General features: G+C 25.6%; 11 protein-coding genes and 1 riboswitch. Of the genes, 10 read left to right on the plus strand and 1 reads right to left on the minus strand.

Annotated elements, in window-relative coordinates; genetic code table 11:
* Positions 1-8 precede the first annotated feature (8 nt).
* Positions 9-140: a hypothetical protein gene (locus H8891_RS15460; protein ID WP_276510609.1), complete on the plus strand. Its 132-nt coding sequence runs from the start codon at positions 9-11 to the stop codon at positions 138-140.
* A 69-nt stretch (positions 141-209) separates the two neighbouring features.
* Here H8891_RS15460 and H8891_RS04840 read toward each other — a convergent pair whose 3' ends face one another.
* Complete coding sequence (locus H8891_RS04840; RefSeq protein WP_243207764.1) at positions 210-896, minus strand: YitT family protein; 687 nt, start codon at positions 894-896, stop codon at positions 210-212.
* A gap of 284 nt (positions 897-1,180) precedes the next feature.
* Positions 1,181-1,280, plus strand: a riboswitch (purine riboswitch).
* A gap of 93 nt (positions 1,281-1,373) precedes the next feature.
* Here H8891_RS04840 and add point away from each other — a divergent pair.
* The 9 genes from add (at position 1,374) to H8891_RS04885 (ending at position 12,248) form a co-directional block, all read left to right on the plus strand.
* Entirely contained in the window at positions 1,374-2,369 is a 996-nt protein-coding gene (gene add, locus H8891_RS04845) for an adenosine deaminase (protein ID WP_187005430.1), read from the plus strand.
* Positions 2,370-2,498: 129 nt separating this feature from the next.
* Positions 2,499-3,308 (plus strand): YihY/virulence factor BrkB family protein, encoded by an 810-nt coding sequence (locus H8891_RS04850; protein WP_187005431.1) that lies wholly within the window; start codon positions 2,499-2,501, stop codon positions 3,306-3,308.
* A gap of 25 nt (positions 3,309-3,333) precedes the next feature.
* The gene (locus H8891_RS04855; RefSeq protein WP_187005432.1) at positions 3,334-3,975 is read left to right on the plus strand and encodes a lactate utilization protein; all 642 of its coding nucleotides are present in this window, start codon (positions 3,334-3,336) and stop codon (positions 3,973-3,975) included.
* 139 nt (positions 3,976-4,114) lie between these two features.
* The gene (locus H8891_RS04860) at positions 4,115-5,053 is read left to right on the plus strand and encodes a DUF362 domain-containing protein (protein ID WP_187005433.1); all 939 of its coding nucleotides are present in this window, start codon (positions 4,115-4,117) and stop codon (positions 5,051-5,053) included.
* Positions 5,054-5,074: 21 nt separating this feature from the next.
* Entirely contained in the window at positions 5,075-6,265 is a 1,191-nt protein-coding gene (locus tag H8891_RS04865; RefSeq protein ID WP_187005434.1) for a pentapeptide repeat-containing protein, read from the plus strand.
* A gap of 247 nt (positions 6,266-6,512) precedes the next feature.
* Positions 6,513-7,217, plus strand: a complete 705-nt coding sequence (locus tag H8891_RS04870; RefSeq protein ID WP_187005435.1) for an ABC transporter ATP-binding protein — start codon at positions 6,513-6,515, stop codon at positions 7,215-7,217.
* Between the two features lie 2 nt (positions 7,218-7,219).
* Complete coding sequence (locus H8891_RS04875; RefSeq protein ID WP_187005436.1) at positions 7,220-10,447, plus strand: ABC transporter permease; 3,228 nt, start codon at positions 7,220-7,222, stop codon at positions 10,445-10,447.
* A 16-nt stretch (positions 10,448-10,463) separates the two neighbouring features.
* Positions 10,464-11,159, plus strand: a complete 696-nt coding sequence (gene sfsA, locus H8891_RS04880) for a DNA/RNA nuclease SfsA (protein WP_187005437.1) — start codon at positions 10,464-10,466, stop codon at positions 11,157-11,159.
* A 153-nt stretch (positions 11,160-11,312) separates the two neighbouring features.
* Positions 11,313-12,248: a G5 domain-containing protein gene (locus H8891_RS04885; protein ID WP_187005438.1), complete on the plus strand. Its 936-nt coding sequence runs from the start codon at positions 11,313-11,315 to the stop codon at positions 12,246-12,248.
* Positions 12,249-12,361: the final 113 nt, after the last annotated feature.

Here is a 12,361-nt window from a genome sequence, read left to right on the forward strand (position 1 = left end):
AAATTAATATGTTTAAAAAAATATCAACATTATTAAATGGGGTGTCAAGACAAATACTTGCTCTAGAGAGAGTAAATAGTCAAAGATGTATAGCGAAAGATTTAGATACAACAAAAACTATATTTGAAAATAAAAGATAATACTATGGATTAATCCATAGTATTTTTTATTATATAAATAATAGACTATCTTAAGATAGTCTATTTATGTTAAGTATTTAAAATTTCTTTATTTTTATATGAATAAACAAAATCTATAACTTTTCCACTTATACTAACGGAAATTAAAGATAAAGCTATTTGGGAAAATGATAAATAAACCAAAGATAATCCTAATATACAAAAATCAGTTATCATATAAACGTTACCGATTTTTAAAGATGTAGTCTTAGAAATTACTAATGCTAAAGCATCATCTCCACCAGCTGCACCTCCTGCTCTAACTACTAATCCAGAACCTAATCCAACAGATAATCCAGCAATTATACTTCCTAGTATTAAATTATCGAATTTAGGTATAACTGGTCCTATACTTTCGAAAAAGCTAAATGATATAGAAAAACTTATAGTAGCTATTATAGAGTACTTAATAAATTTTTTACCAAAAAACTTAAACCCAATTAGCAGTAGCAATAAATCAATAATAAGATTTGCTAGTGAAAGTTTAATGTCAAAAATATTTTTTAACAGTAGTAAAAAACCTAACACTCCACCTTCTGTAATATTATTTTGATAGTTGAAATTATAAACTCCAAATGCCAGTATTAGTGAACCAACTAATACTAATAAAATTTGTTTTAATGATCGCCGCCTGGCCATAATATCCCTTCCTTTTCTTTGATTTACTATTATTATATAGAATAAAGGTATATTTGTATACATCAAAAAAACAAACATAATATTATACGAAAAAACAATGTTATTTGCAACTGTTTTTTCTATGTTTTTTTAAATAAAAAATATATATTGTTGAATCTCAGTATTTTCAACAGTTAAATCGAATTCTATAAAAATAAAAATTTATATTAATTGTTATTAAGTTTAGTTTTTCTAATCTTATGTTTATATTAATTTTTGTTTTATTTAGTAAAACTAAACTTAATAACATAATTAATAAAAGATTTTTTATTATATTTACATTTTATATTGACATTGTTAGCAAATATGATACAATGATAAAAATAAAAAATGAGAAATAACTTTGTATAATCCCAATAATATGGTTTGGGAGTTTCTACCAGGTTCCGAAAAATCCTGATTACAAAGAAAATACTTTAATTGTATTTTCTTTGTAATCAGGATTTTTATATATATTTTTAAAAGTAAATAAAACAAATATTAATTTATATAAACAAAGATTAAGGAGAGGATAATATGAACTTTAAAAATTTACCAAAAATAGAATTACATTGCCACTTAGATGGAAGTGTCAGACCAAGCACAATAATAGATTTAGCTAATAAAAACAATATAGATATACCTTCTAAAGATTTAGAAGAAATAAAATCTATGATGGTAGCTCCTAAGGATTGTAAATCGTTAGATGAATATTTAAAAAGATTTAAATTACCAGGACTTATAATGCAAGATAAAGAAAGTTTAGATAGAATAGCTTTTGAATTAATGGAAGATGCATTTAATGAAAATGTGGTATATATGGAAATAAGATTTGCACCACTTCTTCATATAAATAAAGGATTAAATACTAAAGAAGTAATAGAGAGTGTATTAAATGGTATAAAAAGAGCAGAAGAAAAATACGATATAAAAGGTAATTTAATATTATCATGTATGAGAACTATGGACGTTGAAAGTAGTTATGATGTTATAGAAGCAGGAAAAGAATTTTTAAACAAAGGTGTTGTAGCTATTGATTTATGTTCAAGTGAAAATGAACGATTCTCTAAAAAATTTGAAGAACCTATAGCTTTAGCTAGAAAATACGGATATAGAGTTACTATACATGCAGGGGAAACTGGAATAGGAGAAAATGTATTAGAAGCTGTTGAAATCTTAAAAGCAGAAAGAATAGGACATGGTGTATTTATAAAAGATTGTAAAAAAGCTTATGATGTAGTTAAACAAAACAATGTAACCTTAGAAATGTGTCCTACAAGCAATTTACAGACTAAAGCTATAAAAGATATAGTTAACTATCCTTTAAAAGATTTTCATAAAGACGGAATTAAAGTATCTTTAAATACAGATAATAGAACAGTTTCAGATATAGATTTAAGTAATGAGTACGATATAATATTAAATGGATTTAATATGAATGAGAGAGACTATAAAATAATATATTTAAATAGTGTAGAAGCTTCTTTTGCAGATGAAAATACTAAAAACAAATTAAGAGATTATATAAATTAATAACCAAAAAAAAAGTATTGTTTTGAACTAGCAATACTTTTATTTTTTGATATATAATATATTATGATATCACAAGAGTGAAGGGTGGTAGATCTTATAAATAATATAAAAAATAATATAAAAAGTAATGTGCAAAATAATATCATATACAAACAAATAAATATAAATGACGTAAATTCAAGAGCTGCAGCTATGTCTTATTATTTATTGCTTTCTATATTTCCATTTTTGATATTTATGATAAATTTATTAGGATATATACCTATAATACATATAAATAAGTTTTTGCACTCATTTGATGATTTAATTCCACATAGTGCCTTTGCACTTATAGAATCTATAATAAAATCGGCAATACATGATAGAAATATAAGCTTGACAGTTGTGAGTTTTATTTTTACTTTATGGAGTTCATCTAGGGCTGTTAGAGTGTTTATAAAAGGCATAAATAAATCTTATAGTCTTAAAGAGACAAGATCATTTTTTAAACTTATATTAATCTCTTTTTATTTTACAGTAGAACTTATAGTTTTAATAGTTTCATCTATGGTATTTTTATTATATGGAGAAAAAGTAGGATTTGTAGTATTTAAATTCTTAGGATTAAGTAAGATATTTATTCCAACATGGAACTTATTTAGATATTCATTTGTAATAGCGATAACAATATGGATAGTTAGTTCTCTTTTTAGATACGGTCCAAATAAAAAGATTACATTGATAGAGGCTATGCCAGGGGCTGTACTTTCTATATTTGGATGGATATTAGTATCAGTTGTATTTTCTTTTTATACTAATAATTTTTCTAATTATCAAGTTATATATGGAAGTATAGGAGGTATAATAGCACTTCTTACATGGTTTTATTTGAGTAGTTGGATTATGCTTTTAGGATGTGAAATAAACGCTCTTATATATTATAAGGGTGAAAGATATTAAAAAATTATAAATAAGGGAGATAAACATGGATAAGAATTTAAATTGGGTAAATGAAAAAAGAATTGAAAGAACTATTAAGTCACTTGAAAATAACAATATGAATGGATATTTAGTAAATTCAAATGAAGAATTAATTCAGAAAATAACTGAATTGGTTAAAAAAGATTCATTAGTTGCATGTGGAGGGTCTCAAACACTTTTTGAAACAGGTATAATAGATCATTTAAGAAGTGGAAGATATAATTTTTTAGATAGATATTTAAAAAACTTAACTCCTAAAGACTTAAAAGACATGCATAGAAAAGCTTTTCTATCAGATGCATATTTTACTAGTACTAATGCTATAACAGAAAATGGTGAATTGTATAATGTAGATGGCAATGGTAATAGAATAGCTGCTATGCTTTATGGACCAGATAAAGTTATAGTTATATGCGGTATAAATAAAATAGTAAAAAATATTGATGAGGCTATAAAAAGAAATGAATTATTATCAGGACCAGCAAATGCTAAAAGGTTAGACACTAAAACTCCTTGTAAAATAACAGGTTGTTGTATGGATTGTAACAGTAGTGATAGGATATGTTGTGAATATTCAGTAATAAAAAGACAAAGAACAAAAGATAGAATACATGTTATATTTTTAAATGAAAGTTTTGGTTATTAAAAAAAACCGTAATAAACAAATTTAACTAGTTAAGTGATTGTTTATTACGGTTCTTTTTTTATATAAATCACTATAATAGGAATAATATGTAATTAAATGTTTAAACTACATATTAAGAGTATTGTACGGAGGTGATATTATGATAAGAGAAAGAAGAATAAATAAACCCATAGTTGCTATAGAAAAAGGTATTAGTGAAGGGAAGTCCTTAGAAAAAGCACTAGATATGTTACCCATTAATGAAATTATAAAACCAGGAGATAAAGTAGTAATTGCTCCAAACTGGGTTAAAGATTATAAGCCAAGCTCAGGAACAGTTGTAGGACCTAATACCTTAAGAACATTGATAAGATATATTAAAGAGAAAAATCCTAAAAGCATAACTATAGCAGTTGGAGCTGGAGGGGCTAAAACACCAGATGTTATGAAGAACGTAGGATATGATAAAATACTTGAGGAAGAAAATATAGAATTTGTTGACATGAATTATGGTCCATATATAGATTTAGATATAAATCATAATATAATAAAATCTACTCCTATAAATAAAATTGTAAATGAAGCTGATGTTATAATATCTTTTACTCAACTTAAAATGCACGAAGAAGCTACTATAACAGCAAGTATTAAAAACATAGCAATGGGTTGGCCACCAGCAGAGATTCATGGATATCCTAAGAAAAAAACTGGTATACATGAAGATTTACATGGATTTATAAGTTGTATAATGAATAAGATTCCTATAGATATATCTATTGTAAGTTGTGATAAAGCTATGATTGGAACAGGACCTACAGGAGGAATACCAATTGATACAAATGGACTTATAATAGTTGGAACAGATCCTGTAGCAGTAGATACTATAGGTGCAAGGCTATTAGGTTTTTTACCTCAAGCAATTGCATACCTGTATAAACTATACAACGATGGTATCGGAGAAGCTAAGGTTGAAAATATGATTATTAAAGGAATTGAACTTAAAAAGGCTGAAAAATTATTTACAAAAGCTGCATATGGTAAATCTGTTATACTAGATAATAATGAAATAAAAAACATACATGGATCGCAACCAAAATAAATTAATGCTAGGAGAATTTATATGGGTTATATAAATTTTAAAGAAGAAGTTTTTGTAGCTCAAAAACAATTAAAAAATAGAAAAAAGAATAATGAAAATTTATTTAATGATATGGTAAAACATAAAGATTTAGCTAAAAACTATAAACCTTGTAAAACTTATAGTTATAAAATATTTAATGAAGATGAGTTTGGTAAAAAAGGAATCTTGGATGAAGATAAATTTTCTACTATAGAAAATAAGGATATATTATGTTCAAAATTTATAGGATGTAAGTTTGATAATATAAAATTTAAAGAATGTAGATTTATAGGATGTACATTTGAAGGTTGTGAATTTGGAAAAGGCGGAGTAGCTTTTGAAAATTGTAGTTTTCTAAAAGAAGATAGTAATAGTAAGCCATCTTTGAATAAATATGATAACTTCTCATGTACTTTTATACAGTGTGATATATATGCAAAATTTTTAAATTGTGTATTAGCCTTTGTAATTTTTGAACATTGTAAAATTAAAAATACAAATTTTGAACAAAGTGATATGAATAGTGTAATAATTAAAGATAGTGAATTAAATATGATAATTATTTCAGATTGTGATTTATGTGGAGTTAAAGTTTTTTCAACATATATTAAAGATTTAGAGTTTAGAGATAAGTTTCAAACTAAACTAGATGAAAAAAGCTTTTTTGATAAAATATCTATAAGAAATAAAACTAAAGAAGAATACGAAGGTATTTATATGGTATATGAAACTATAGCTGATAAATTTAAAGAAAACTCTTTAGATAATAATTTTGGAGAATATTATTATTTATGTAAAACTACACAAAGAAAAGCTCTTAAATTTATACCTAAAATTGAATCTTATTTATATTGGCTAACATGTGGATATGGAGAAAGACCAGAATATGCAATATATTCATCTTTAGTTATTATATTAGTATTTGCGATTTTATATTTATTTTTAGGAGTTGAAGTAGATGAACAAGTAGTTATATATAATATGAGTACAATGAAAAATTTATCATTACCAACATTTTTAACTCATTTTAATGAAGCCATAACTTTAAGTGTAGGAGCATTTGGAGGAGTAGGAACAATAAATTGCGAGCCAACCCAAACAAGCTATATTTTAACTAATTTAGAAATTTTAATTGGTATTATTATGATGGGATTAGGAATAGGTACATTAACTAGAAAAGTTGTAAGATAGTTAAACTTCTAAATTGTCGATAAATGAGGAGTGAATTTTAAAAGTTTTATATTTATGTAGTATTTCCAAGCCTTGAGTGTACACTCAAGGCTTTTTACTCCATGTATAAGTTAATATAAAACTTATATATGATAATATTAAGGGAGCTATTAAATAGCTCCCTTAAATATTTAATTTAAATATATAACTACATTCAGTTATTAGCTTAAATAGTGTATAATTACTAGGAGAAACAGGAGGAGATGATATGCAAAACTACATAAAATTTGAAAATGTAAAAAAGACCTATTCTATGGGAGAAGTAAAAATAAATGCACTAGATGGTGTAGACTTCACTATAGATAAAGGAGAACTTGTGATAGTTGTAGGAGCTAGTGGAGCCGGAAAAAGTACTATATTGAATATACTAGGCGGAATGGATACCTCAACATCAGGGAGTGTATTAGTAGATAATAATGATATAAGTTTATATAATGAAAAAGAATTAACTAAGTATAGACGACATGATATAGGATTTGTATTTCAATTTTACAACCTAGTTCAAAATTTAACTGCAATAGAAAATATTGAACTAGCAACTCAAATATGTAAAAACCCTTTAAGTCCTGAAGATGTTATAAGTTCTGTAGGCCTTGATCATAGAAAAAATAACTTCCCATCTCAATTATCGGGAGGAGAGCAACAAAGAGTTGCTATAGCTCGTGCATTAGCCAAAAATCCAAAACTTTTGCTATGTGATGAACCAACAGGAGCACTAGATTATAACACTGGCAAAAATATACTAAAAGTACTTCAAGATACAAATAAAAACCTTGGAATGACTGTGGTAATAATAACCCATAATATGGCAATAGCTCCTATGGGGGATAAAGTTATAACAGTTAAAAATGGTAAAGTACATAATGTATTAAAGAATGAAAAGCCTATTCCTATAGAAAGGATAGAGTGGTAAGAATGAAAAACCCTTTACTTAAAGATACATTTAGAGAAATAAAAAAATCTAAAGGGAGATTTATATCTGTATTTGCCATAATAACATTAGGGGTTTCTTTTTTTACTGGTATAAAAGTCGCATCACCAGTTATGAAGCTAACTGCAGATAAATATTATGATGACAATAATTTAATGGATATAACTGTAATATCAAATTTAGGATTAACAGATGAAGATATTAAAGCTATTTCTAATGTGGATAAAGTTGACAATGTATATCCTACACACTCCAAGGAAGTTTTAACAAGTATTGGTACCAATCAATTAGTTTTAAAGGTTCATGGATTACCTGATGATGAAAAGAACAAAGATTACATAAATAAAGTTAAAATAACAAAAGGAAGATATCCTAAAAACTTAGGAGAGTGTGTCATAGAAGACTCGTTAAATATTCCAATAGGAAGTACCCTAAAGCTTTATGGTGATAATAAAGAAGATCTAAGTGATACTTTAAGAAATACAGAATATAAAGTTGTAGGAAAAGTTGAAACTCCATATTATATATCAAATGCTAAAGGTAGTAGTAATATAGGTAATGGACAACTAGATAGCTTTATAATGGTTCCTGATAAGGAATTTAAGTTAGATGATTATACAGAAATTTATGTTACAGCTAAAGATTCTAAGAAGTTTAATTCTTATGTTAATGAGTATGAAGATCACATAAAAGAAACTAAAAATACTATAGAGGATATAGGAAATTTAAGAGCAAATTTAAGATATGAAGATATTAAAAATGAAGCTAATAAAAAATTAAATGAAGGAAAAAATGAATTAAAAAATCAAAAGAAAAAAGTATATGAAGAACTTTCTCTAGCTAATAATAATCTCAAAAAATCTGAGAAAGATCTTAATAATAGTTTAAATGAATTAAATCAAAAAGAAAAAGAATTAAACAATACTTTTTCTTTATCAGAAGAAAAAATAAAAGAAGAAGAAAATAAATTAGAAGATAGTGAAAAACATCTAAATGAAAAAATAGAAGAATTCAATAAAAATAAAGATTCTATTCAACAACAAATAGATAAGTCTAAGGAAGAGTTAAAGGTAAAAGAAAGTGAAATTATAACTCTTAAAGATTATATAGTTAGTATAGAAAGTTTAATGTCTAATGAGTATGTAGATGATGCTAAAAGAAAAGAGCTAGAAGTCATATTGAATCAAAGTAAAGAGAAATTAAAAATCTCAGAAGATTTATTAAACGATTCTAATGAAAAACTAAAGGCTAAAGAACAATCATTTAAAGAAACAGAGTCAAAATTATTAATGGCTAAGAATGCTGTAGAAAAAGGAAAAGAAGAAATAAATCATCAAAAAAGCAATATAAAAACTAATAAGAAAGAAGCATTAGATGGACTTGAAAAAGCTAAAGCCAAACTAAATAAAGGTAAAGAAGCTCTAGATAAAGGTAAAAAAGAATATAATAAAAATAAAGAAAAAGCTGAAACTGAATTAGAAAAAGCAGAAGTTAAAATATTAAGAGAGGAGCAAAAGATTAAGGATATAAAATCTGGAAAGTGGTATGTACTTGATAGAAATGCAAACTACGGATTTGTAGATTATAAAAACTCTGCAGAAAGTATAGAATCAATATCTAAAATATTCCCTGTATTTTTCTTCTCATTAGCAGCATTAATATGTTTAACTACTATGACTAGAATGGTGGACGAGCAAAGAATAAATATAGGTACTATGAAAGCGTTGGGATATAACTCAAGCTCTATAGTGCTTAAATACGTATTATATTCATTAATAGCTAGTGTAGGAGGAAGTATTTTAGGAAATATAATAGGGCTTACAGTTTTTCCTTCAATAATATACAATGCATATACAAGCACGACTTATACACTTCCAAGTGTTAATTTAAGTTTTGATATGAAATTATTGTTAATATCTACTATAATAGCAGTTCTAACAACTACGTTAGCTTCTGTATATTCTTGTTACAAAGAATTAAAGGAAGTTCCATCTACATTGATGAGATCTAAGGCTCCTAAAGAAGGGAAACGTATATTACTTGAACGTATACCATTTATATGGAGTAGATTAAACTTTACACAAAAAGTAACTTGTAGAAATATATTTAGATACAAAAAGAGATTTTTTATGACTGTAATAGGTGTAGCAGGATGTAGTGCTCTTTTAGTTACTGGATTTGGAATAAAAGACTCCATATCTTCTATAGTAGATAATCAATACAATAATGTAATGAAGTACAATTTAACACTGACTTATAGTAAAGATGTGAACAAAAATGTTAAAAGCAATGAAATAAATAGTATAAGTAAAGATAGTAGAATTAACGACTATTTAAATATTAAAAGTAAAAGCTTTAAAGTAAGTAAAAACTCTAATCAAAAAGATGTAAATATTATAGTTCCTGAAAATAAAGATAATATAAATAAATTTATAAGTCTTAAGAATAGGGTAAGTAATAAAACGTATAAATTAAATGATAATGGTGTTTTAATTTCTGAAAAACTAGCTAAGCTACTTAAAGTTAAAACAGGAGATTTAATAACTATAAAAAATGAAGAAAATAAAACTTTTAAAGTTAAAGTAGATGGAATAGTTGAAAATTATGTAGGTCACTATATATACATGAGTCCTAAATTATACGAAAAAACATTTAAAGTAAATGTTAAATTCAATCAAATACTTATAAATACAAAGAATAATAAAATATCAGAAGACGAGTTAGGAAAAGATATGATGAAGTTAAAGAATATAAGTTCAGCTACATTTAATACAAATGCAAAAGTATCTTTTTCTGATATGATATCTAATTTAAACAGTGTTGTAATACTTATAATAGTATCGGCTGGAACACTAGCCTTTATAGTTTTATACAATCTTACAAATGTTAATATAAGTGAAAGAATAAGAGAAATAGCTACTATTAAAGTATTAGGATTTTATGATAAAGAAGTATCTTCTTACGTATTTAGAGAGAATATAATTTTAACTATAATAGGAACAATTTTAGGTCTTTTCCTAGGGATTTTTCTACATAGCTTTATAATGACTACAGCAGAGTTAGATTTTGTTATGTTTGGAAGAGAAATAAAAGTTATAAGCTTTATATTATCAGCTTTACTAACATTTGTATTTGCAACGCTAGTAAACTTGTGTATGTATTATAAGTTAAAGAAAATTAAAATGGTTGAATCATTAAAATCTGTAGATTAGTAAAGGAATATATAAAATGATATATGAAAATATGGTAAAGGCTACATTTATAAAAAGACCTAATAGATTTATAGCACATTGTATTGTAAATGGAAAAGAAGAAATAGTTCATGTTAAAAACACTGGCAAATGTAGAGAACTACTAATTGAAGGGTGTACAGTTTATCTTCAAGAACACGATAATCCAAATAGAAAAACAAAATATTCTTTAATAAGTGTTTTAAAAGGAGATAGACTTATTAATATGGACTCTCAAGTTCCAAATAAAGTGGTTTATGAGGCTTTAGTAAATAAAGATATAATACTACCAGGTTTAGATGAAGAAATTACCTATATAAAAGCTGAAAAAACATATAAATCTTCTAGATTTGATATTTATATAGAAACTGAAAATAAAAAAGCTTTTGTAGAGGTAAAAGGTGTTACTTTAGAAGAAAATGGTGTTGTATTATTTCCAGATGCAAAGACTGAAAGAGGCGTTAAGCATATTAATGAGCTTGTAGAAGCTAGTAAAGATGGATATATAAGCTATATACTATTCGTAATACAAATGAAAGGTGTTAAGTACTTTACACCTAATACTAAAATGCATGAAGAATTTGCAAATGTATTAAAAAATGCTAGTTTAAATAAAGTAATTGTACTTGCTTATGATTGTAATGTAGATTATAAATCTATAAGTATAAATGAAAAAATAAAAGTTATTTTATAAAGTTTTAAATGGTGTAACTTAGTTATTAACTAGGTTACACCATTTTTTATATTTAAACGGAATATAAAAGTTACAAAAAGGTTACATATTTTGAAAATCCCTTTAATATACATTACTATACAAGATTAATAAAAATAAGAAAGGAGATTTTATATGGAGCTAAAAAATAAGAAAATTTTAATAGGATTATGTAGTGTATTAGCTATAGTTGGAGGATTATTTTACGGTTATGAAACAGCAAAGAAAGAAATAAAAATAATCTCTAATAAAGAAGCAAAAGAAATCTCTACTTTTAAATATACTATAGATGAAGTTATAAAAGAGCACAATTTAAAATTTGATAAAAATGATATAATAAATTTGACTTTAAATGAAAATAAAAAAGAAAATGCTAAATTAGATACTAAATTAGAGGACAATATGGTTATAGAACTTGTAAATGTATCTAAAGGAACTATATCTGAATATAAAGAAATAGATTTTGAAACCAAGGTTGTGTCAGACAAAAACTTATTAAAAGGTAAATCAGTAGTATCTCAAGAAGGAGAAAAAGGGAAAAATAGTTTAGTATACGATGTTGTATATCACAATGGAAAGCTAGTAGAAAAGAATTTTTCAAAAGAGCTAGTATCTAAAAAACCTCAAGATAAGATAATTAAAAAAGGAACTAAGGTAGTTGAAGAAGTTGTAGTAGCTACAGCTAGAGGCGAAAATATGAAAAGAGAGTCTAAAACATCTTTAAACACATCAACAAATAACAATTCAGATAAAAATTCAAGCGATTCTTCAAACACTGTAGTAGCTTCAAGCAACTCATCTTCTGGAAACCATATGAGTGTAGTAGCAACAGCTTACGCAGGAGATACTATAACTGCTACAGGAACAGTTCCTAAATGGGGAACTATAGCAGTTGATCCTAGAATTATACCTTATGGAACTAGAGTTTATATACCTCAGTTTGGCCAAACTTTTATAGCTGAAGATTGTGGTGGAGCTATAAAAGGTAATAAGATAGATATCTTTATGAATAGTGAGGGTAAAGCCTATGATTGGGGAAGAAGAACTATAGATATATATATACAAGGATAAAATAAGGCATATACTGTATTTTTTATATCTTTAAAGGATAATTTATTAGAAAATTCAGAAAATAATTAAAATACTATTAAAACATAGATATACTTATAGAGATTATACATTAA

Source organism: Paeniclostridium hominis, from assembly GCF_014306135.1.
GTDB lineage: Bacteria > Bacillota > Clostridia > Peptostreptococcales > Peptostreptococcaceae > Paraclostridium > Paraclostridium hominis.

Excerpts from the sequence above, each read along its gene's own strand:
- H8891_RS04885 (WP_187005438.1), top strand. The coding sequence starts at position 11,313 with ATGGAGCTAAAAAATAAGAAAATTTTAATAGGATTATGTAGTGTATTA.
- sfsA (WP_187005437.1), top strand. The coding sequence starts at position 10,464 with ATGATATATGAAAATATGGTAAAGGCTACATTTATAAAAAGACCTAAT.
- add (WP_187005430.1), top strand. The coding sequence starts at position 1,374 with ATGAACTTTAAAAATTTACCAAAAATAGAATTACATTGCCACTTAGAT.
- H8891_RS04860 (WP_187005433.1), top strand. The coding sequence starts at position 4,115 with ATGATAAGAGAAAGAAGAATAAATAAACCCATAGTTGCTATAGAAAAA.
- H8891_RS04865 (WP_187005434.1), top strand. The coding sequence starts at position 5,075 with ATGGGTTATATAAATTTTAAAGAAGAAGTTTTTGTAGCTCAAAAACAA.
- H8891_RS04875 (WP_187005436.1), top strand. The coding sequence starts at position 7,220 with ATGAAAAACCCTTTACTTAAAGATACATTTAGAGAAATAAAAAAATCT.
- H8891_RS15460 (WP_276510609.1), top strand. The coding sequence starts at position 9 with ATGTTTAAAAAAATATCAACATTATTAAATGGGGTGTCAAGACAAATA.
- H8891_RS04870 (WP_187005435.1), top strand. The coding sequence starts at position 6,513 with ATGCAAAACTACATAAAATTTGAAAATGTAAAAAAGACCTATTCTATG.
- H8891_RS04840 (WP_243207764.1), bottom strand. The coding sequence starts at position 896 with ATGTTTGTTTTTTTGATGTATACAAATATACCTTTATTCTATATAATA.
- H8891_RS04855 (WP_187005432.1), top strand. The coding sequence starts at position 3,334 with ATGGATAAGAATTTAAATTGGGTAAATGAAAAAAGAATTGAAAGAACT.